This is a genomic window from Acidithiobacillus ferrooxidans ATCC 23270 (assembly GCF_000021485.1).
In the GTDB taxonomy this organism is placed as follows: domain Bacteria; phylum Pseudomonadota; class Gammaproteobacteria; order Acidithiobacillales; family Acidithiobacillaceae; genus Acidithiobacillus; species Acidithiobacillus ferrooxidans.
The window spans coordinates 135,423-156,032 of record NC_011761.1 but is presented as its reverse complement, the minus strand read 5'-3'; the positions used below and the strand labels follow the sequence as shown (position 1 = coordinate 156,032).

The window sequence follows — 20,610 nt, the reverse complement described above, 5'->3', positions numbered from 1 at the left end:
AGATTACCGGGGGGCCGTGGCGCTGACGCTGGGGCGCAGGCGCATGGTGTGCATCCAGGTCGTCAAATCCGGGAATTGCACCAGGAAATCCGGCACACGCAGATCAACGTAACCCACGGCCGCGACCGTCGCAATCTGCGCCAGAGTCAGCACCGACACGGTGCCGGCATCCTGCCATGCGTCCGTCTCTTCCTGGAGCATCGCCAAGGCGGCAAGGATCTTGCCACGGGCGCGCTGCAGCATGGCGGCATCCTGGCAATCACTGGCATGGCGCTGCTCCAGCACCCAGGCAATGGTCGTATCCATGATGCCGCTCGCCAGCGCCTCGATCCGCAATGCCTCGATGCGGGCTTCGGGGTCGTGGGGGATGATGGCAGGTTCCGGACGCAGGACTTCCAGGTACTGGATGATCACTGCGGAATCATATACCGACGAACCGTCATCCCGCACCAGCACGGGGATCTTGCCCAGGGGGTTGTGCTCCAGGGCCGCGTGGCCGGGAGCGCGGAGATCCACCCACTCCACATCACAGGGGATGTTTTTTTCCAGCAGCGCGATATGCACTTTCCGGGCATAGGGACTGGTCTGCGTCGCATAAAGTCGCATCGTCATCTCTCCTTTTCTGCCGAGTCCGACCGCTATCTGTTATCATGACGAAAGCATCGCCCCAAGCCAACCCCGGAAAGACCAGCGCGCCATGAATTATGACCATCAATATCACGCGGGCAACACCGCCGACTGCGTCAAGCATCTGGCCCTGAGCCTCACCTTGCAAACCCTGGTCCGCAAGGACAGCCCCCTTGCCTATATCGAGACCCATGCCGGAGCAGGGCGATATGCCCTGGGAACACAGGGGGAACACCTGCAGGGTGTTTCGCGCCTGTGGGCAGACCGACGGAGCCTGCCACATGCGGGCGCATGGTTGAAGATCGTCAGCAATGAGAATGCTGACGGCACGTTGCGCCACTATCCCGGCTCGCCAGCCCTCGCGGCCGCACTGCTCCGGCCGACCGACCGGATGGTGCTCTGCGAGGAACAGCCGGAAGTCGCGACACGCCTGCGCAAGGCGATAGGGAAACGGGCCCATACCAGCGTCGTCGGTGAAGACGGCTATCGCACCCTGTTCGGGCAGATCCCCCCGCCGGAAAAACGCGGGCTGGTCCTCATCGATCCGCCTTTTGAACGCAGGGATGAATGGGAGCGCCTTACGGACACCCTGATCCGCGCCTATCAACGCTGGCCGCAGGGGGTGTATCTCGTCTGGTACCCGGTGAAAATCCGCGGTACGATCACCCGCCTGTGGCAGGCGTTGCGCGAGCGTCTGCCCGCCTTTGCCTGCGAACTGCTGCAGATGCCGGAAGAGGGTCGGGAACAGCTTTTCGGCAGCGGACTGATCGTGGTGAACCCACCCTGGGGTCTGCGCGAGGCACTGGCCGCCGCACTGACGGAATTGGGTCCACTGCTCAGTGCGCCGCAAGGTGGTGGGTTGTGGTCCCTGCGTTGCCAGGGCTGGCCGGGGCCAGCACCGAAACCGCCAGTGCACTTTAACGGATGACTTATCAACAAGGAACCACCATGAGTACCACGACGCTGCCCAATATCGACCATGTGTGCAAGCTGCTTCTGTATGGCGGCCCCCTCGCACAGCTCCAGGGAGAACTGGTCAAACAACCCGACCAGGAAATCAGTGTTGCCGTACTCTATCAACTGGCACTGCGCCATGGCGTCATCAGTCCGACGGCAGCGCGGGAAGGGCTCGCCCTGCTCGCCGCAGCGGGTCCCGCCGGTGATGCGGGGCGGGCCATCCTGGAACGGGTGCTGGCGGAAGGGGACTTTCTGGCGGTGCGGGTGACGCGTTGAGTGGTCATGGCCATGCGCCTGTATAGCTGGAACGTGAACGGCTGGCGCGCCGCCTGTCGCAAAGGGTTGCGCGAATGGGTCGCGACGGTGCAGGCGGATGCGCTCTGCTTCCAGGAAATCAAGGCCGACCCGGACCGCCTGCCGGCGACGGAAACCGCACTGGATGGTTACGATGCCCGCTGGGCGGTCGCTGAACGCCCGGGTTACAGCGGCGTCGCCACCTTCAGCAGAGCGCCCTGCCGGCCGCTGACAACGGGCCTGGGCATCCCGCGCTTCGACCGGGAGGGGCGCGTGGTCGTCACCGACTGCGGTGATTTCGACCTGTATAACGTCTACTTTCCCAACGGCAAGAAGGATACGGAACGCCTCGCCTTCAAGCTGGATTTCTATGCCGCCTTCCTGGAACTGATCAACGCGCGGGTCGCCGCCGGCCGGGCGGTGGTATTCTGTGGCGACGTCAACACCGCCCATCAGGCCATCGACCTTGCACGCCCCAAAGAAAACGCGAGAATATCCGGTTTTCTCCCCGAGGAAAGGGCCTGTCTGGACCAATGGGCAGCGGCGGGCTGGGTGGACAGCTTCCGCCACCTTCACCCGGATGCCGTGGAGTATTCCTGGTGGAGTCAGCGCACCGACGCCCGCGCCCGCAATATTGGCTGGCGCCTCGATTATTTCTGGATACATGAGAGCCTGTTGCCGCGCCTGCGCGGAGCGGGGATCGCCACCGATGTGACCGGCTCCGATCATTGCCCGGTCTGGCTGGAGTTGGATTGAATGAACCTGGAACAATACATCGCCCTCGCCGGCGACACGCTGCAGACGATCACCGATTTCCGGCGCTGGGGCGCCAGCCGTTTTGCCGCCGCAGGGCTCGATTTCAGTCAGGGCCAGCAGCAACCCCGCGGCGAAGCCGACGCGCTCCTGGCCGCGGCACTGCACCTCGAGCCGGAAGACCTTGGGGAACTCGGCGCGGCACGCCTGCTGGACCGCGAAAAAACCACGATCTTCAAGCACTTCTATCAAAGGGAAATACTCCGTCGGCCCGCCGCCTATATTACCGGCGAAGCCTGGTTCGCGGGACTGCGTTTCAGCGTCGATGAACGTGTCCTCATCCCCCGCAGCCTGCTCGAACCTTTCATCGAGGAGGGCTTCGCGCCCTGGGTAGAGGCGTCGCAGGTGCGCCGCATTCTGGAGATCGGCACGGGCTCCGGCTGCATGGCCATTACCCTGGCCCTGCGCTTTCCGGAGGCGGAAGTGGATGCAGTGGACATCTCTGCAGATGCCCTCTCCGTGGCACACGCCAATATCCGGCGTTACGGTCTGGAAGACCGTGTGCATCTGCATCAGTCCGACCTCTTTGCCGCTCTGGAGGGACGACGCTATGACCTGATTCTCAGCAACCCGCCCTATGTGGACGCGATAGCCATGGCGGAATTGACCCCGGAATACCGGCACGAGCCTCGTCTCGCCCTGGCCGCCGGTGAGGATGGTCTGGACTGCCTGCTCCCCCTTCTGGAGCAAGCACCACATCACCTGGAGGGGGGCGGCGTCCTCGTGGTAGAAACCGGCGATGCCGAAGAAGCCCTCATCCGCCGCCGTCCCGACCTGCCCCTGATCTGGCTGGAACATCCGGCCGGAGGTTCCGGCGCCTTTCTAGTGGTAGCCGCGGCCGACGGCGGATTTTAGGCATCCTGCGCAGCCTCAGTCCGGCGTCGCCAGCAGGTCCAGGAAAGCGCGCACCGCCCGCGACTGAAAATCGGCCTGAGGGCGCATGAGGTACAGGGTCCAGAACAGGCCATGGGGCGGATCGAGGCGCAGGGAAGCCAGCGGCCAGCGCACCTTATCCAAGGCCTCTACCGAAGCGAAGCCTATGCCCAGCCCGGCGGCGACGGCGTCTCGCAACGCCTCCACCCCAGTCACCTCGACGCTGTAGCGCGCACGCAATCCGGCACGGACAATGGCCGCCTCCACCCGCCGGCGGATCCCCGAATACGGCTCGCGCCAGACGATGGGCTCCGCCAGCACCTCCTCCCAGCGTACCCATCCCCGGCCCGCCCGCACCCAGGGATGATCCTGGGGAAGGATCGCCACCAGTTCATCCTCCCGCCAAGCCTCCAACTCCATATGCGGCGGCAAGCCACTGCGCTCGATCTGCTCTTCGGTGAAGAGTAAATCCCAGGCGCTCAACGGCAGGTTGTCGGTCAGCGGTCCGGTCCTGAGTTGCAGTTGAACGCCGGGATAGCGTCCGCGAAAACGCGCCAGATGCTCCATGAGAAAGTAATTCGCCACGGTATTGCTGGCCGCGATGCGCAGGCTTCCTTCCTGCAGTGCATGCCGCCGCGCCGACCAGTTTTCCACTTCGCCGAGACCTTCCCGCAGGCGACGGGCATAGGGCAACAGGGACTCCCCCGCGGCGGTCAGACGGATGCCCCTCCCGGCACGCTGGTACAGGGGCTCACCGACCGCGGCCTGCAGTGCGCGCAACCGCTCGGAAACCGCAGGCTGGCTGCGCCGCAGGATCTGTGCTCCGGCCCCTACCCCCCCAGCCTCCGCCACCGCCAGAAAGGTCAGCAATTCTTCTGCATGAATTCTCATTGGTATTTCCGATGAATCAACATAAATCAATCTATTAGTTGAATATTAGTGTTGACGTTAAATTATGGCAACTTTCGAGGATCCCACGGCGTGGAAACATTACCATCCCTCTCCCAAATCTGGCCCCTCTTCGCGGGGGTTGGCCTTGCCCTTGGCATGGGCTCTTTCGATGGCGCCGCGCTACAGGGCATTTTTCCCTACGTCGCGGGCGGCCTCTCCACCAGCAGCGATCACGCCCTCTGGACTCTCACCTACTTTATCGTTCACTGGTCACTGGGGATCTCCCTGATGCCGTGGACAACCGCCCGCTTCGGCATGCGCCGCGTCTTTCAGGTGGCGGTTATCGTGGCCATGGCGGGTACCCTCATCAGTGCGGTGACCGACAATCTCTGGATCATGCTGCTGTCCCGCGCCCTGCAGGGTATCGCCGCAGGAATTCTTGTCCCCCTCAGCCAGAGCCTCTTTTTACGCCACAGTCCGAAAGCGCACCACGGCATGGTCACCATCTTCTGGAGCAACGCCATGCTGGTGCCATTTTTCTTCGGGCCGGCCATTGGCGGCCTGCTGGCGACAGAACTCGGTTATCGCAGCATTTTTCTGCTGTCCTTGCCGATCTGGGGCGTCGCCCTGTTTCTGGGCAGCGCGGGCGTTCCCAAAGATCGCGGTGACCCCCGGACGCCGCCCTTCGACGGCTGGGGTTTCGGCCTGCTCTACGGCGGACTGATGAGCATGCAGGTAGTACTGGATCAGGGCGAGCAGTACGGCTGGTGGCATTCGGCCTTCATCCTGAAAACGACCCTGTTCGCTTTCATCTTCCTGCTGCTCTTTGCCTGGCGCGAAAGCGAGACCCGCCATCCCCTGCTGCAACTGCACTTTTTGCGTCGGCGCAATTACTGGCTGGGGCTGCTGCTGCTGTGCCTGGGCTGGGCCATGTTCATGGGCTGGGCCTCCCTGCTGCCCCTCTGGGCGGAGGAAACACTCGGTTTCAACGGGTTCTGGGGGAGTGCGGTGCTCGTTCCCCTTGCCCTCGGCGCCATCCCCTTGTCGACCCTGATGGACCGCCTGCACGGATTATTGGGCCTGCGCCGTCTGACGACCCTCTGCTTTGCCATTTTTGCCTTCGCCTACGGCAGCGCCTATCTCAGTCCCATCAGCAGCCTGGGCGACCTGTTCTGGCCGGTGCTGTTCATCGGCATGGGGGTGGGCATGCTCTTCGTACCGCTCACCATGGTGATTCTCTCCGGCCTCAGTGCCCAGGAAATTCCGTCAGCAGCCACCACCAGCAATTTCATTCGCGTCTTCAGCGCCAACATCGGGGTGAGCCTGCTGAGCGTCTACTGGACCCGTTACAGCGCCCTTGCTGGCGACCACCTGCGTAGCCATGTCAGTCGCTTTGGCGGGCACACCACACTCTCAGCTCAGCACCTGCACGCCCTGATCAGCGCGCAGGCAGGCACCCTGAGCATCGACAACCTGCTGCGCCTGTCCATGTGGGCCTGCCTGGCAGCCGCCATAGCCGCCTACGTCTTTATCATTCCGCCCAGCACCCTGCGCAGCACCGACGGTCCGCGCAATTATGTGGAGGAGGAAGAGGACGAGTTTCCCATAACGGCCGGTGCGCCAATGGGGGAGGGCGCGGGCATATCTTCCTGAGGCGAGGCGGCCACCACCTTCCGGACAAGGGAAGCAGATCTGCGGTTATGCCGGCAGAGTATCCAGAACACACCACCTCTGCCGTAAAATGTTTGCTTCGGTTACACTAAGGCAAAAATTTCGTGCATAAGGTAGCCCTGTGAAAGCATTTGTCAGCCAGGCCCTGCAAGGGGCGCTTCAACAACTCCACGCCCAGGGCCGCATTCCAGGGATTCCCGCCACCCTGGAGCTGGATCGCCCCAAGCAGGTGGAACACGGCCATCTCGCCAGCAACGTCGCCCTGCTCCTCGCCAAAGCGGTCGGGCGCAAGCCCCGGGACATCGCCGACGACATCGTCGCGGCCCTGCCTGCCTCGGACTGGATCGCCCGCACCGAGATTGCCGGTCCCGGCTTCATCAATTTCTTTTTGCAGCCTGCCGCCTTTCACGCCGTCATCCATCGGGTACGCACCGAAAAAGAGCACTTCGGTGCCAACCGGAACGGCGCCGGCCAGCGCCTGCAAATGGAGTTCGTCTCCGCCAATCCCACCGGCCCCCTGCACGTCGGGCATGGGCGCGGCGCCGCCTATGGCGCCAGCCTCGCCAACATCCTCCGCTTTAACGGCTTCGACATCTTTTGCGAATACTATGTCAACGACGCCGGGCGGCAAATGGACATTCTCGCGGCCAGCGTCTACCTGCGCTATCTCGAAGCCGACAAGGCGCTGCCCTGGCCCTTCCCGGAGAACGGTTATCGCGGCGACTATGTGCGTGAAATAGCGGCCCATCTCCGGGAGCAGGTCGGCGACCGCTTACGGCACGCGGCGGTCGGATTACCGAACCTGCCCCAGATGAGCGACGGTGATATCGCCATCGACACCCTCATCGCCCACCTGAAGCAGTCGCTCGGCGAAGACTATCGCACCTTGCACAGCGCCGGACTGGACGAGATTCTCGCCGACATCCGTGACGACCTGGAGGGCTTTGGCGTGCATTACGAACGCTGGTATTCCGAGGGCAGCCTGATGGATACGGGGGCGGTCGATAGCGCCGTCGCGGCCCTCGAAAAGGCCGGACACTGTTATACCCAGGAAGGCGCCCTCTGGTTCCGTGCCACCGCCTTTGATGACGACAAGGACCGGGTTCTGCGTCGCGACAATGGCGCCTATACCTACTTTGCCTCCGATGTGGCCTACCATGCCGAAAAATTTGCCCGCGGCTTCACCCACGTCATCGACATGTGGGGTGCGGACCATCACGGCTATGTGCCCAGGGTCAAGGCCGCCCTGCGCGCCCTCGGCCTCGACGACCAGCAACTGGAAGTCGTCCTCGTCCAGTTCGCCATCCTCTATCGCGGTACGGAAAAGATCTCCATGTCTACCCGCGCCGGCGAGTTTGTCACCCTCCGTGAACTGCGCGAGGAAGTGGGCAATGATGCCGCGCGCTTCTTCTATGTGCTGCGCCGCGCCGACCAGCATCTGGACTTTGATCTGGAACTGGCCAAAAAGCACTCCGAGGAAAACCCGGTATTTTATATCCAGTATGCCCACGCCCGGGTCTATTCCCTGCTGCGCCAGTCGGTAGAAAAGGGACTCAGCCTGCCGCCAGCAGACGGCGTCGGTCTGGAAATTCTGCAGGAGTCCCGCGAAATCGCGCTTGCCGACGCCCTCTGGCGCTTCCCGGAAGTAGTGGCCACGGCGGCCCGGGATCGCGAACCGCACCAGATCGCCTTCTACCTCAGGGAGTTGGCGGCAGCCTTCCACACCTACTACAATTCGACCCGAATTCTGGTGGAGGAAACACCGCTACGCCACGCCCGCCTGACGCTTTGTCTGGCCGTCGCACAGAGTATTGCCAATGGGTTACGACTGCTTGGCGTCAGCGCGCCGGAACAGATGTAAAAGGACCATGCGCGACTACAAAAATCAGACCAGCCGCCCGCAAGTGCAGGAGCCGCGCCCGCCCGTCCCGCCACGACAGCGGGTAACTCCGGAAGATGATGCCGAGGAAACACCGTCCCCTCGGGCACGGCACTGGCCCTGGGTGTTGCTGCTTCTGGTGATCGCGCTGAGTGCGGGGGTCTGGTGGTGGATCGCACAGATCCCCATCGCCACCGGCAGGCCAGGCCTGTCCCGTAGCGGGACGGAAGCATCGACGGCGGCGACATCCCGCAACAACGCGGCGGCGACCGGGCAGAAACCGCCTGACAGCCCGGCAACCACCCGACCGTCAGCACCCGTACCGATTAGCGCGGCTGCACTCTCCTCGCGGGGCGGCCCGCTCACCGTCGCCACCTCCGCTGCGGCTTCCGCGACCTCCACAGCCGCCACCCGCAGCGGCGTCGATTTCAATTTTTATCAGATATTGCCCGCCATGCATGTGGATATTCCTGCCGACATCCTCGGCAGCGGTCCCGGCATCCCCAGTGCAGCGACCGCCAGCAGTACCAGTGTCGTTCATCAGCCGGTGACCATTCAGGTGGGCGCCTTCACCAACCGCGCCGCCGCCGTCGTCCTGCGCGATCGCCTCGCCCTGCTGGGGGTCAGCACCCAGATGGAAAAGGCGGAAGCGGGCGATAACAGCACCCTCTACCGGCTCCGCACCAACACCTTCGATTCTCTGGCAGCGGCCCAGCCCACCCTTGCCAAAATCCGCGGCATGGGCATCACCCCGCTGCTGCTGGGCAGCGGAATCATCGGCTCCGGGGTCAATGTACCGCTGTCGCAATCTCCAGCGCCTTAATCGCGGCAGCCGGGGTTTCCTGGCCACTCAGCACCCGTTCCAGCCCTGGCAGATAGTGGTTGATGGTCTCTACGCCAACCAGCAGATAAGGACGCAGCAGGGTAGTGCTCAACACCGTGAGAGGCGCCTGGAGAATCGTCTTGAAGTTGATTTCTCCATCCTCCATATCGAGCTCAAAGTTACCCAGAGCCAGCCCATAGTTGGCCCGAGTCAGAAACTCCGCCACCGCCAGGCGTTTTTCCATCGTTATCTCCAGATTCTGGGGACGCAAGTAAAACAGGATACGCTCCCGTTCGCCATGCACATGGCAAAAAATATCCAGAACGCCATTGGGTACCTGCACCGCGCAAGTGAGAACCGGATAATCGGGCAGCGTTTTCGCTTCCCATTCCAGTTCGGCAAACAGCTTCTCGGCAACTTCCAAATGATTCATGATCGGTTTCCCTGTTCAACGGTGGCCTCGGCGAGGCGAAAAAAGGCGGCCTGATCCAGCGTCTCGGCACGGCTGCCGGGATCGATCTGCAAACCCCGCAAGTCGTCCGCACTCAAAATGCCGCGCAGATTATTGGCGAGAGTCTTGCGGCGCTGGGCAAAACTGGTGGCCACAATCCGTGCGAAGGGCGCCTGCAGGTGCGGGGGCAGCAACCCCGGACGATGCGGTATCAGACGCATGAAGGCCGAATCCACCTTGGGCACCGGAAAGAAATTCCCCGGGGCCACCGTGAACAGGGATTCCACCGCGCAGTACGCCTGTATCATCACCGAAAGCCGTCCGTACGCCTTGCTTCCCGGCATCGCCACCACCCGGTCCACCACCTCTTTTTGCAGCATGAAGTGCATATCCCGCACCTGTTCTGCGTGTTCCAGAATATGGAAAATCAGCGGTGTCGCCACGTTGTAGGGGAGGTTGCCGACTATCCGCAGGGCATTCCCGGCGCCGGCCAGCGCCGCGAAGTCGACCTCCAGTGCATCGGCCTGCAAGACCCGCAACTGCTCCGGTGGCGCGAGTGCGCGTAAACCGGCAATCATATCCCGATCCAGTTCCACCACCGTGAACTGCGGCAAGAGGCGCAGCAGGGACTTGGTCAGCGCCCCCGGCCCCGGCCCGATCTCCACCAGATGATCGCCGGACGCCGGGCGGATAGCCGCCACAATGCGCTCGACAATCTGCGGCTGAACCAAAAAATTCTGCCCGAAACGCTTTTTGGCGCGCGGCAGCCCCCCCTCTTGCATCATCAGCGCATCTTCATGCTATATTCGGTCGACGCCTCCAGTAGGCGATGCGAAACGGAAAGTCTATGCACCTCGTGCTGCGCCTTGACGTCGGTGGTCGTCCCATGGCCTGGGAAACCTGGGAAGAAGCCGCGGCCCATTATGTCCGGGGTAACGTTGCCTGGACACTGGGGAGTCCTTTCTTTACCGCCCACGGCGGCATCTGCCGCCGCAGTGGTGTCCTCTCGCAACTCGACATTCATCCGGTCATCGCCGTCCGCGGTCGCCATCAGGGCAAGATTCGGCCTCCGGCCCTGTCCAATCAGACCTTGTTCCATCGCGATCATCATCTCTGCATGTACTGTGGCAAACATTTCCCTCTCCGCGAACTCACCCGTGACCACATCATTCCCATCTCCCGCAAGGGCAGGGATATCTGGACCAACGTGGTGACTGCCTGCCGCAGTTGCAACAGCCGCAAGGACAATCGCACCCCCGAGGAGGCCCATATGCCGCTGCTCGCGGTGCCTTTTACTCCGACCTGGGCCGAATATCTGCTGCTCAGTAACCGGCGCATTCTCGCCGATCAGATGGAGTTCCTGATCGCCCAGGTGCCGGAAGGACGCCATCGCGTTTTTTGAGCCTGCAGATCGGCGCGCCGCAGACATCAGCAACCGGCGGCGCGCCGGTTGCGAACGATTTCCGCAGCATTGTCCAGGGCCCGGAGCAGGCTGCCGCCTTCTGCCCGGCCTGTGCCCGCGATGTCCAGCGCCGTGCCGTGGTCCACACTGGTGCGCACGATGGGCAAGCCCAGAGTAATATTCACCGCCTCACCGAAGGCATGGTACTTCAGTACCGGCAGGCCCTGATCATGATACATGGCCAGTACCGCATCGGCATCTTCGAGCAGGCGCGGGGTAAACAGCGTATCGGCCGGCCACGGACCGCTGATCCGCAGACTTTCTCCCTGCAGGGCCGCTATTACCGGCGCAATGACATCCTGCTCCTCGTGCCCCAGATGCCCGCCCTCCCCGGCATGGGGATTCAGGCCGGCGACCAGAATACGGGGTTCCGAGAGCGCGAAGTCTTCGCGCAACGCCCGGTGCAGAATGCGCAGCGTGCCCTCCAGCCCCTCCTGGGTAACGGCCGCCGCCACTTGCGCCAACGGCAGATGCGTCGTTGCCAGTGCCACCCGCAAGCCGCGACCGGCGAGCAGCATGACCACCTTCGGGCTGCCACACGCTGCCGCGAGATATTCCGTATGTCCGGTAAAGGGAATCCCCGCGTCGTTGATGATGCCCTTGTGCACCGGGGCCGTCACCAGCGCATCCGCGGCACCTGCCCGTAGCAGATGCATCGCCTTATCCAGAGTAGCCAGTACCGCCGGCGCATTGGCCATATCCAGACGACCGGGCCGACAAGGCTGAGCCAGGGGCACATCCAGCACATGCAACACGCCCCTTTCCAGCGCCGGCCAGGGATTGCCTTCCAGCCAGGGCTCCAGTCGCAGCGACAAGCCCAAAGTCAGGGCGCGGCTGCGCAGACAGTGCAGATCCCCGATGAGCAGCACCCCCGAGGGCAGGGCATGGAAGGCCAGTTGCAAACAGATATCCGGACCAATACCCGCGGGTTCCCCCACGGTCAGCAGCAAACGTGGCTCCGTGATCATTCCTCAACCTCCCCGGGCAGCACTTCCACCACCCCTTCCGGCCCTTCGATCCGCTGCGGAATACGCAAGACCCGCACCCGCAGGAGACGGTCACGAATATCCATGGTCAACACATCATCCACCTGCACCAACGCCCCCGCTTTGGCGACCCGCCCGTTGATCTGCACACAACCGGCATCGCAGATTTCCTTGGCCAGACTGCGCCGCTTGATCAGACGTGACATCTTGAGGAAAAGATCGATGCGCAAATGGCCTGCCAAGCTTAACGCCCTTGTCCAAGAATATCCGTAAATGCGTCTTCCAGGCGCGGTTCCTGCAGGTGCAGATCCACGATCTGGGCGGGCAGTGCCTGCAACCGTATCAGGACGTCCCCCAACGGGTTGCTGTGGGCGTCGATTCTGAGTACCCGGGTATTTTCTGCGGCACCCGTCAGCAGGTCTGCCAACTCGGGAGGAAGTGTGCCCGGATCGCGATCGAAAGTCACCGTCAGTACCCGCCAGCCGGTGCTACGCAGCAATTCATCCTTGCTATCCAGGGCAACGAGTCGCCCCTGCTGGAGAATGGCGATTCGCTGACAAAGCTCTTCGGCCTCTTCCAGATAATGGGTAGTGAGGATGACCGTGTGACCCTCCTCATTATACCGCCGCATGAAACGCCAGAGACCCTGCCGGAGCTCCACATCCACCCCGGCGGTCGGCTCATCCAGCACCACCACCGGGGGCTTGTGTACCAAAGCCTGGGCGATGAGCACCCGCCGCTTCATACCGCCGGACAAGGCGCGCAAATTGGTATCGGCCTTGTCCGTCAGATCCAGCTCCGCCATCAGTTCATCCAGCCAGTCCTCATTATGACGCAGCCCGAAATAACCCGATTGCATACGCAGGAATTCCCGCACGGTAAAAAACGGGTCATAGGCCAGTTCCTGCGGTACGACGCCCAACAACCGACGACTTCGGCGAAAATCCTGCTCCACGTCAAAGCCGAATATCTCCGCCACGCCGCTGGAACGGCGCACAGTCCCGGCCAGGATGTTGATCAGCGAAGACTTGCCCGCGCCATTGGGACCCAGCAGCCCAAAAAATTCTCCGGCATGCACATCCAGGTCCACACCCGCCAGGGCCAGATGCCCGCTCCCGTAGAGCTTGCGCAACCCGGCGATGTGAATGGCCAGGGAATCAATCATGGCAAAGGGGCAGAATATCCTGCAGACTGTACAAGCTTGCCAGTTCCCGCAGCTTGGGAGATGCCCCATGAATACGCAGCGGAACGCCACGCCCGGCGGCCTGCTGAGTCCACTCCAACAGCACGGCGAGGGTGGCGCTGTCTGCCGCATCCAGCTCCGCGACGGAAATCTCCGTACAATCCCGACCGTCCTTCGCCCACGAAAAGAACTGAAGGGCCTTATCCAACTGTGCCACCCGCCAGTCCCCCCGGAGGAACAGCCAGCCAGCACCGTCGACCGTCCGCCGCTCCCAGGAGTTCGCTGCGCTCAAGCGGCGGCCGCCCTTTTGTCTGGCGCGCCGCCTACGTCATCCTTGGCTTTCATGTCCTGCAACAAGGCGGGGATCCCGCGGCTCGCGGCGATCTGGCCAAAGCTTTGCCGGTAGTTCAGCACCATGCTGACCCCGTCGATGTAGGTGTTGTAGATCCGCCAGGTGTTGTTGGTATAGAGCAGGGCGTAGATCACCGGAACATCCGGTCCACCGCCGTTCTGACGGATCACCATATTCACCTGAGCCACCGGCGGATTCTGGGAGATCTGCTGGCTGCCGGTGATTCTTACGGTCTGTCCATGATAATGGTTGAGCGAATTGCTGTAGGTGCGCACCAGGAGATCCTTGAACAGCGCTACAAACTCCTGCTGCTGCGCCGGGCTCATCTGCCGCCAGTATTGCGCCATCACATATTGCGACATGGTGGTAAAATCCATGTGCGGCAGGACGATATCGGCCACTTCCTTCTTCACGGACGGCGTGATGGGCTTGCCTTCGTTCGAGCGTAACACCTTCAGGACACTGTTGGTAAGCTGCTGAACGACCGTTACCGCCCCCTGGGTATCTTCGGCAGCAGCGGGAAGGGTCCAGGTCAACAGCACAACAAGCAGAGCAACAAACGAAATTTGACGCATACAGAATCCTCCCTATTTACTTGCCCGAGGCCTTACTGAAGACCATCTGGCCGATAAGCTGATCGATATTGACAGCGCTTTGCGTCATGGTAATGGTACCACCCGGCTGTAGATCCTGAGGCATGCCGCCCGGCTGAATAGAGACATACTGTTCGCCCAGAAGCCCCTCGGTGTAGATGGACGCCCCCGTATCCGTCGGCAACTTCACCTGCGGTTCGATCCGCATCGTCACCTTCGCCATGAAGGTCTTGGGGTTCATGCCGATGTGGGTCACCTCGCCAATGGTAACGCCGCCCAGTTTCACCGGGCTGCGCGGTTTCAGGCTGCCGACATTGGAGAAATCCGCATGCAGCACATAACCGTCGTTGTAGGCGAAGCCAGAGAGGTTGCCCACGCGCAGCGCCAATACTACCAGAGCAGCGATACCGAGGAGCACGAAGATGCCCACCCACCAGTCTATCGCCCGTTTTTCCATGCGTCCTCTACCCCTCAGGTGAATAAAAAAGCCGTGAGAATGAAATCCAGCCCAAGCACCGCCAGTGACGCCGTCACCACGCTGATGGTTGTGGCATTACCCACGCCCTCCGCGGTGGGCTGAGCGGCGTAACCCTGCCAGGCGGCAATCCAGGTCACCACCAGTCCGAAGCAGAGGGCCTTGAACAGTCCGGTCAGGATATCTCCGGAAAACGCTACGTTGGACTGCATCTGCGCCCAGAAAGTGCCACCGTCCACACCCAGCACCGGCACCGAAATGAGGTATCCGCCAAAAATGCCGACCAGGTCAAAAATAACGCAGAGGATCGGCACGACGAGGATCCCGGCCCAAAGCCGGGGTGCCACGACCCAGGCGAGCGGATTGACCGCCATCATTTCCATGGCACTCAGTTGCTCGGTCGCCTTCATGGAACTGATTTCGGCGGTCAGCGCCGAGCCCGCCCGCCCCGCGAAGAGCAACGCCGTGAGTACGGGCCCCAGTTCGCGCAGGAGCGACAGGGCGACCAGGGTGCCCAGCGCGGAGGTCGCACCGAAACGCACCAGCGCATAATACCCCTGAAAACCCAGCACCATACCTGTGAAAAATGCGGCGACCATCATCAGCAGCAGCGACCGCACCCCAAAGCCGTATACCTGTTTGAGCAGTTGCTGAATGCTAAAATGACGGTTCGCTACCGCAAACAGGCTCAGCAGCAAAAAGCGTGACGCGGTGCCCAGATTGGGTACCGTGCGCAGGGTCCGCCGCCCCAGATTGGGTATGAATTCCATAAAAGCCATGTTTAAATCGCCTCGCCCGCTGCCCATACCCCGGTCAGGGCAGTAGCATAGTCATCTTTCGCCGGGTAGTGGAAGGGAACCGGCCCATCGGGCTTACCCCCGAGAAACTGCCGTGCCAGTTCCGAATCACTGGTCCGCAGGGCATCTGGCGTACCTTCGGCAATGATTTTGCCGCCCGCGAGGATGTAACCGTAATCCGCGATGGAAAAAGTCTCCTGCACATCGTGGCTGACGAGGATGCTCGTCGCGCCAAGGGCGTCATTGAGGCGGCGGATCAGGGTCGCAATAATCCCCACACTGATGGGGTCCAGGCCGGTAAACGGCTCATCGTAAAAAATCAGCATCGGGTCCATCACCATGGCACGAGCCAGCGCCACCCGCCGACCCATGCCACCGGAGAGCTCGGCGGGCATCAATCCGGCCGCTCCGCGCAACCCCACCGCCTCCAGTTTCATCAGCACCAGCTTGCGCAGAACGCTCTCGTCCAGCCGGAAGTGGCGGCGCAGGGGAAAGGCGACATTCTCAAAGGCGCTGAAATCCGTAAACAGGGCGCTGTGCTGAAAAAGCATGCCCATACGTCGACGCAGACGGTACAGGTCCTCAAAGTTCAGAGCCTGCAGATCCTGACCCGCCACTCGTATTCGCCCGGCCTGTGGCGCGAGGGTACCGGCCATCAGGTTGAGCAGGGTCGTCTTGCCACCGCCGCTCGCCCCCATGATAGATACGATGGCCCCCTGGGTGATACGCAGACCCACGCCGTCCAGGACCGTGTGCGGGCCCCGGGCAAAGTGCACGTTTTCCAGTTCGACAAGAGCCTCAGCGGCCATGGGCACTCTCTGTGTTCGCAGTCATGAGGCGCAGTATAAACCGAACGGTCAGGATGGGGCCAGATTGCGATTGAAATAGCGGGAAACCCTAGAAAATCCGCACGTCGCCGTGCGCAGAAAACCCTTGCATCCCCGGCATATAAGCGTATAGTTCGCGTTCTGTTTCCACGGCACCGAAAGCAGTTACTAAGGGGGTCAGTCCTTAAGAGACTTGGAGCAATGCATCGTTCCAGCAAGGTAGGGCATAAAACCAAGTACTGTCTGGGGGTGCACGGGAGCTACTTCTTAACCTTTTTTAACTTTGGTAAGGGGGGCACCTATGCGCTCATTGGGACATCAAATCGTTGCAGATTTTTATCACTGTGACGGCAGTACCTTGTCTGATGTTGATTTTGTTACGGATGCCATGCTCGAGGCCGCCCGGCGTGCCAACTGCACCATCGTGACGCAAACTTTTCACCACTTCTCACCCTACGGGGTAAGCGGCGCCGTTATCGTCGCCGAGTCGCATCTGGCCATTCATACCTGGCCGGAATATGGTTACGCAGCGGTGGATGTTTTCACCTGCGGCGATATCATCCAGCCCGAGGATGCCTTGAATTATCTCAAGGAAGCCTTTGGCGCCGGGCAAGTCTCCACCATGGAGATGAAGCGCGGGCAAGTGGATATGATGGGCGTTCCTGCCCATGAGTTGCGCGTCAAGCCGGCTCTCTGCGCTTGAGATGACTCACAGCGGTAACGGGTGGACCGGAATCAGCGGTCCACCCTTTTCTTTTGCCCGTATCTTCCGCAGAATTCCTGCGGACACCCCACCATCCCCGTTGAGAGAGGCGGTTATGAGCACAGAACTGTGGTATACCGAGCGCTATGAAGAGCACGGCGCGGCATTGAGCCTGAAAATCCGCGAAGTGCTGCATCGTGAGCAAAGCCCTTATCAAAATATAGAAATCTTCGAGACCGAACAGTTCGGCACCCTCATGACCCTGGACGGTCTGGTCATGGTCACTGACCGCGACAATTTCCTCTATCACGAAATGATGAGCCATCCGGCCCTCTTTACCCACCCGGCACCGAAACGGGTGCTGATCATCGGCGGCGGTGACTGCGGCACCCTGCGCGAGGTGCTGCGCCATCGGGAAGTGGAAGAAGCCGTGCAGGTGGAACTGGATGAGCGGGTTACCCGCGTCGCCGAGCGTTTTTTCCCGGAACTCTGCGAGAACAACCAGGATCCCCGAGCCCGTTTCCATTTTACCGATGGAATTACCTGGATCAAAGAGGCGGAAGCGGGACGCTACGATGTGATCATCATTGACTCCACCGACCCGGTCGGACCGGCGGCTGGACTGTTCGCCACGGACTTTTACGCAGCCTGTCACCATGCGCTGGCCGATCAGGGCGTGCTGGTCGCCCAGTCCGAGTCGCCGCTCCTGCACGCCGATCTCATCCGCCAATGCCAAAGTCGCATGACGGAAGCGGGCTTCGACGCAGTGAACAGCCTGTATTTCCCGCAGTTCTGTTATCCCTCCGGCTGGTGGAGCGCAACATTGGGACGCAAAGGTCTCGCCATGGATGCCTTCCGTATCGATGCCGCCAGGGCCTTTACTGGCACCCGTTACTACCACGCTGCCATGCAGCAGGCCGCCCAGGTCGCTCCGGCCTTTCTGCTGCCCTGAACAGCCACCAGCACCGGAAACAACGCCGAATCAGCCAGGACGTGGCCCGAAGACCGGGCGCTGAGGGCAGTAATTCCATAAGTGCAGGGCGGGAACTTCGTGCTCCCAACCCAGACGGGAAATACTGCCCGGGTCCAGGTGCAGGTGGTCAGCGAAACGGAGATCCAATCCTAGCCAGTGGACGGCCAGCGCCCGCAGAATGTGGCCATGGGCAAAGCACAGCACGTGTCGGTGGCCTTTTTCATCCCACTCCTTCAGCAGTTCCTCACAACGGCTACTGACGGCTTCCGGGCTTTCGCCACCCGGTCCGCCACAACGGAAAACGCTCCATTCCGGATTTTCCCGGCGAATTTCCGCCGTCGTCATTCCCTCATAGCGGCCGTAGCGCCACTCACAGAGTCCCCGATGCAGTTCAGGAACCGCAAAACCCGCGAGAATGGCCGTGTGATGGGCGCGCAGCATAGGACTGGAGTAGATCCCATCAAAATGCCCCTGTTCCACAAAGTGGTTCCAGAGCGCCTGCGCGTCTTTTCGTCCCTCCGCCGTCAAAGCCACGTCGGTCACCGAAGTGTGTTTGCCGCTATCCGCCCACTCGGTCGCGCCATGCCGCACCAGCGTGATGGATTCTATACTCATGAAGAGACTCCAGAAGGTGGCCTGCAATACCTAAACTATAGAACCAGAACCTGCGGATCGTGGCGGGATGGGGACGATGAAGAAGCCTGGCCCTGGGAAAAATGGCGGCGGCGCCACAAAATCATGGCGCCGCCGCTACTACGGTGCTACCTGGCAAAACGGACGAGTCAGGAAACAGCCTTGTGCTCCTGCATGAAATTGTAGAGCAATCCGGCGATCAGCCCGCCCACCGGCGTCGCAACGAGATACACCCATATGTGCGGGAAGTAGACACCAGCGACGGCCGGACCCAATGTCCGCGCGGGATTCAGGCTTGCTCCCGTCAGCGGCCCCATAAATGTCACCGCCATGACCAAGGTAAAACCGATAGCGAGAGGAGCAGCGTTACCGGTACGACCGCTCATGGCCGTATACAACGCGGTAGTGGTCAGGAAAAATGTTCCCAAGGCTTCCAGTATAAAACCGCCAGAGACCGATACAAGGCTGGTATTGATGGTAGTGGCCCCAAGATGTCCTGTCGATCCACCAAGAACCACCAGAAGCACATAACCGGCCGCGATGCCGCCCCCAACCTGGGCGACCATATACAGGCCGGCATCCTTCCAGCCTATCTTTCCTGCAATGGCCCCGCCAAGGGTGACCGCGGGGTTGACCACGCCACCACTGATATCACCAAACACATACGCAGCGATCATAATGGCCAGTCCGTTGGCCAGGGCCACATCGATTAGAGGATAACCCATTGCCGCGGCACCGCCACCAAAAAATATGAGCCCGAAGGTACCGATGAACTCTGCCGCCATTTTCCGACTTATTGAGCACATTAAGGATTCTCCATTAAAAACATGCGAAAGGTGACGCGGCATCTCGCTTTGACGCCGTGCCGCACGAAGATCCATAAGCAAATAATGACAGGCTTACGGATCTGGGGCGATGATACCTATAAACTGGATATATTGATATAACCTGTCCGTAGATGGATGAAGTCCATGACGATGCACGAAAGTCGTAATCCTCTGATTCGGCGGGCGCACCTGGCTCTTGACGCGACCGATCCAGTTGGGCGCGTTACCGGTCAGATACCCGTCTGGCCGAGCAGATGGCCGATCAGCGTGGTGGCGACCATCGAGAGAACACCCCAGAAGACCACGCGGGTGGCGCCCTTCACCATGGGGGCGCCACCCGCCCGGGCTGCGACCGCACCAAGGAACACCAGCAGGAGGATGCTGGCCGTATACAGGGCCGGTAGTACCCTGCCGTGGGGGACGAAGGCGGCGATCAGCACCGGGAACAGGGCTCCACATGCAAAGGCAGTGGCGGAAGCCAGTGCCGCTTCGGCGGGCCGCGCCGCCGCCATTTTCGTCATGCCCAGTTCATCATGGGCATGTGCAGCAAGGGCATCATGCTCCATAAGCTGGGTGGCGACCTGCTGGGCCAGCGCCTCGCTAAGGCCACGCGCCACATAGATGCCCCTGAGTTCGAGCAGTTCTTTTCCAGGGTTTTTTTCCAGTTCGCGTCTTTCCGTTTCGAGATCTGCGGCCTGGGTATCGGCCTGTGAGCTCACGGATACATACTCGCCAGCCGCCATGGCAAAAGCGCCGGCGACCAGCGCCGCAACACCGGCGAGCAGAATTTGTTCATGGCTTGCCTGTCCGGCAGCGATACCGGCAAGGAGGCTTGCTGTCGAGAGCAGACCATCGTTGGCGCCCAGCACACCGGCCCGGAGCCAGCCGATCTTCTCATGGTGATGGTGTTCGTCGTGATACATGCGATGTCTACTCCCGGCCGAGAAAGGGTGGCCAGAGTGTAACCACGGCGCAAAGCACTGGTCCAGACATTCCTGCCTCACCCGGTTGTCCACCCAGAGGAGCGAATTTCTGCTATCCTGCTCGACAGCCGCCCGTCTACAAAGCGGGAACACGCGGTCCGAATACCATAATGCAGCGGAGAACAGTTATGATATCGCAGACGGACAAATGGTTCCTTGCCCTGGGCGCCGCCAACGCGGGGACTGCGGTAGTGCTGGGGGCCTTCGGCGCCCACGCCCTGAAAGACCGCTTATCACCCAAAATGATGAGCATTTACCATACCGGTAGCCAGTATCACCTCTACCATGCCCTGGGACTGATGCTGGTGGGAGTGGTGGCGCTGCAACTGCCGGAATCCGGCCTTACGCAATGGTCAGGCTGGCTTATGCTGACCGGGACGGCGTTATTTTCGGGCAGTCTTTACCTTCTGGCGATCACCGGCAAGGGTTGGCTTGGCGCCGTCACGCCCGTCGGTGGGCTGTCGCTCATTTCTGCATGGATATTGTTGGCTGCGGGCGTGTTACAGATATAATTTCCGGTCAGCTTTGGTCAGGAGA

General features: G+C 61.3%; 26 protein-coding genes. 11 read left to right on the top strand and 15 right to left on the bottom strand.

Going from position 1 to position 20,610, the window contains the following annotated elements; translation table 11 throughout:
• Positions 1-3 precede the first annotated feature (3 nt).
• On the bottom strand, positions 4-612 hold the full coding sequence (locus AFE_RS00825) for a glutathione S-transferase N-terminal domain-containing protein (protein ID WP_225487397.1): 609 nt from the start codon (positions 610-612) through the stop codon (positions 4-6).
• Between the two features lie 85 nt (positions 613-697).
• On the opposite strand from AFE_RS00825, the gene AFE_RS00820 reads away from it, so the two are divergent.
• The 4 genes from AFE_RS00820 to prmB are packed head-to-tail and all read left to right on the top strand — an operon-like array spanning position 698 to position 3,546.
• Positions 698-1,555 (top strand): 23S rRNA (adenine(2030)-N(6))-methyltransferase RlmJ, encoded by an 858-nt coding sequence (locus AFE_RS00820; RefSeq protein WP_009562600.1) that lies wholly within the window; start codon positions 698-700, stop codon positions 1,553-1,555.
• 20 nt (positions 1,556-1,575) lie between these two features.
• Positions 1,576-1,860, top strand: a complete 285-nt coding sequence (locus AFE_RS00815) for a DUF2322 family protein (RefSeq protein WP_009562598.1) — start codon at positions 1,576-1,578, stop codon at positions 1,858-1,860.
• Between the two features lie 6 nt (positions 1,861-1,866).
• Positions 1,867-2,634 carry an exodeoxyribonuclease III gene (locus AFE_RS00810; protein ID WP_012536001.1) on the top strand — a complete coding sequence of 256 codons (768 nt, stop codon included), beginning with the start codon at positions 1,867-1,869 and terminating at the stop codon, positions 2,632-2,634.
• A complete protein-coding gene (gene prmB, locus AFE_RS00805; protein ID WP_012536000.1) occupies positions 2,635-3,546 on the top strand; it encodes a 50S ribosomal protein L3 N(5)-glutamine methyltransferase in 912 nt (303 codons plus the stop codon). It begins immediately after the preceding gene.
• A gap of 15 nt (positions 3,547-3,561) precedes the next feature.
• Here prmB and AFE_RS00800 read toward each other — a convergent pair whose 3' ends face one another.
• Positions 3,562-4,455 carry a LysR substrate-binding domain-containing protein gene (locus AFE_RS00800; RefSeq protein WP_012535999.1) on the bottom strand — a complete coding sequence of 298 codons (894 nt, stop codon included), beginning with the start codon at positions 4,453-4,455 and terminating at the stop codon, positions 3,562-3,564.
• 90 nt (positions 4,456-4,545) lie between these two features.
• Between AFE_RS00800 and AFE_RS00795 the strand changes: the two genes are divergently transcribed.
• The 3 genes from AFE_RS00795 (at position 4,546) to AFE_RS00785 (ending at position 8,828) form a co-directional block, all read left to right on the top strand.
• Positions 4,546-6,108, top strand: coding sequence for an MFS transporter (locus AFE_RS00795; RefSeq protein ID WP_012535998.1), 1,563 nt, complete (start codon positions 4,546-4,548; stop codon positions 6,106-6,108).
• A 139-nt stretch (positions 6,109-6,247) separates the two neighbouring features.
• Positions 6,248-7,987: an arginine--tRNA ligase gene (argS, locus tag AFE_RS00790; protein ID WP_012535997.1), complete on the top strand. Its 1,740-nt coding sequence runs from the start codon at positions 6,248-6,250 to the stop codon at positions 7,985-7,987.
• A gap of 7 nt (positions 7,988-7,994) precedes the next feature.
• A complete protein-coding gene (locus tag AFE_RS00785; protein WP_012535996.1) occupies positions 7,995-8,828 on the top strand; it encodes an SPOR domain-containing protein in 834 nt (277 codons plus the stop codon).
• Here AFE_RS00785 and AFE_RS00780 read toward each other — a convergent pair.
• Both AFE_RS00780 and rsmA read right to left on the bottom strand, forming a co-directional pair.
• Positions 8,794-9,261 carry a YbjN domain-containing protein gene (locus AFE_RS00780; protein ID WP_012535995.1) on the bottom strand — a complete coding sequence of 156 codons (468 nt, stop codon included), beginning with the start codon at positions 9,259-9,261 and terminating at the stop codon, positions 8,794-8,796. The two genes, AFE_RS00785 and AFE_RS00780, sit on opposite strands and share 35 nt — an antisense overlap.
• Positions 9,258-10,064, bottom strand: coding sequence for a 16S rRNA (adenine(1518)-N(6)/adenine(1519)-N(6))-dimethyltransferase RsmA (rsmA, locus tag AFE_RS00775; RefSeq protein WP_012535994.1), 807 nt, complete (start codon positions 10,062-10,064; stop codon positions 9,258-9,260). The genes AFE_RS00780 and rsmA overlap by 4 nt, the downstream gene beginning before the upstream one ends.
• 62 nt (positions 10,065-10,126) lie before the next feature.
• Between rsmA and AFE_RS00770 the strand changes: the two genes are divergently transcribed.
• The gene (locus AFE_RS00770) at positions 10,127-10,681 is read left to right on the top strand and encodes an HNH endonuclease (RefSeq protein WP_012535993.1); all 555 of its coding nucleotides are present in this window, start codon (positions 10,127-10,129) and stop codon (positions 10,679-10,681) included.
• 26 nt (positions 10,682-10,707) lie between these two features.
• Here AFE_RS00770 and pdxA read toward each other — a convergent pair whose 3' ends face one another.
• Genes pdxA through AFE_RS00730 form a run of 8 tightly spaced genes read right to left on the bottom strand, consistent with a single transcriptional unit; the run spans position 10,708 to position 15,936 of the window.
• Positions 10,708-11,709, bottom strand: coding sequence for a 4-hydroxythreonine-4-phosphate dehydrogenase PdxA (gene pdxA, locus AFE_RS00765; protein ID WP_009563457.1), 1,002 nt, complete (start codon positions 11,707-11,709; stop codon positions 10,708-10,710).
• On the bottom strand, positions 11,706-11,969 hold the full coding sequence (locus AFE_RS00760) for a S4 domain-containing protein (RefSeq protein ID WP_009563458.1): 264 nt from the start codon (positions 11,967-11,969) through the stop codon (positions 11,706-11,708). The genes pdxA and AFE_RS00760 overlap by 4 nt, the downstream gene beginning before the upstream one ends.
• A 2-nt stretch (positions 11,970-11,971) precedes the next feature.
• Entirely contained in the window at positions 11,972-12,892 is a 921-nt protein-coding gene (locus tag AFE_RS00755) for an ABC transporter ATP-binding protein (protein WP_009563459.1), read from the bottom strand.
• Positions 12,885-13,202 carry an STAS domain-containing protein gene (locus tag AFE_RS00750; protein ID WP_009563460.1) on the bottom strand — a complete coding sequence of 106 codons (318 nt, stop codon included), beginning with the start codon at positions 13,200-13,202 and terminating at the stop codon, positions 12,885-12,887. Before AFE_RS00750 ends, AFE_RS00755 begins: the two co-directional genes overlap by 8 nt.
• Positions 13,199-13,837 (bottom strand): MlaC/ttg2D family ABC transporter substrate-binding protein, encoded by a 639-nt coding sequence (locus AFE_RS00745; RefSeq protein WP_009563461.1) that lies wholly within the window; start codon positions 13,835-13,837, stop codon positions 13,199-13,201. The genes AFE_RS00750 and AFE_RS00745 overlap by 4 nt, the downstream gene beginning before the upstream one ends.
• Positions 13,838-13,853: 16 nt before the next feature.
• On the bottom strand, positions 13,854-14,312 hold the full coding sequence (gene mlaD / locus AFE_RS00740) for an outer membrane lipid asymmetry maintenance protein MlaD (protein ID WP_012535992.1): 459 nt from the start codon (positions 14,310-14,312) through the stop codon (positions 13,854-13,856).
• Positions 14,313-14,326: 14 nt separating this feature from the next.
• Positions 14,327-15,109 carry a lipid asymmetry maintenance ABC transporter permease subunit MlaE gene (gene mlaE, locus AFE_RS00735; protein ID WP_012535991.1) on the bottom strand — a complete coding sequence of 261 codons (783 nt, stop codon included), beginning with the start codon at positions 15,107-15,109 and terminating at the stop codon, positions 14,327-14,329.
• Positions 15,110-15,111: 2 nt separating this feature from the next.
• The gene (locus AFE_RS00730) at positions 15,112-15,936 is read right to left on the bottom strand and encodes an ABC transporter ATP-binding protein (RefSeq protein WP_012535990.1); all 825 of its coding nucleotides are present in this window, start codon (positions 15,934-15,936) and stop codon (positions 15,112-15,114) included.
• 319 nt (positions 15,937-16,255) lie between these two features.
• Between AFE_RS00730 and speD the strand changes: the two genes are divergently transcribed.
• Positions 16,256-16,657, top strand: a complete 402-nt coding sequence (gene speD, locus AFE_RS00725; RefSeq protein WP_012535989.1) for an adenosylmethionine decarboxylase — start codon at positions 16,256-16,258, stop codon at positions 16,655-16,657.
• 115 nt (positions 16,658-16,772) lie between these two features.
• Positions 16,773-17,609 (top strand): polyamine aminopropyltransferase, encoded by an 837-nt coding sequence (speE, locus tag AFE_RS00720; protein ID WP_009567116.1) that lies wholly within the window; start codon positions 16,773-16,775, stop codon positions 17,607-17,609.
• 30 nt (positions 17,610-17,639) lie between these two features.
• Here the strand turns inward: speE and AFE_RS00715 are convergent, their stop codons facing one another.
• The 3 genes from AFE_RS00715 to AFE_RS00705 all read right to left on the bottom strand — a co-directional run bounded on the left by AFE_RS00715 (position 17,640) and on the right by AFE_RS00705 (position 20,013).
• Positions 17,640-18,245: a histidine phosphatase family protein gene (locus AFE_RS00715; protein WP_012535988.1), complete on the bottom strand. Its 606-nt coding sequence runs from the start codon at positions 18,243-18,245 to the stop codon at positions 17,640-17,642.
• A 167-nt stretch (positions 18,246-18,412) separates the two neighbouring features.
• Positions 18,413-19,069: an MIP/aquaporin family protein gene (locus AFE_RS00710; RefSeq protein WP_012535987.1), complete on the bottom strand. Its 657-nt coding sequence runs from the start codon at positions 19,067-19,069 to the stop codon at positions 18,413-18,415.
• A gap of 251 nt (positions 19,070-19,320) precedes the next feature.
• Entirely contained in the window at positions 19,321-20,013 is a 693-nt protein-coding gene (locus AFE_RS00705) for a VIT1/CCC1 transporter family protein (RefSeq protein ID WP_012535986.1), read from the bottom strand.
• A gap of 188 nt (positions 20,014-20,201) precedes the next feature.
• Here AFE_RS00705 and AFE_RS00700 point away from each other — a divergent pair, with 188 nt between their 5' ends.
• Entirely contained in the window at positions 20,202-20,585 is a 384-nt protein-coding gene (locus tag AFE_RS00700) for a DUF423 domain-containing protein (protein WP_012606510.1), read from the top strand.
• Positions 20,586-20,610: the final 25 nt, after the last annotated feature.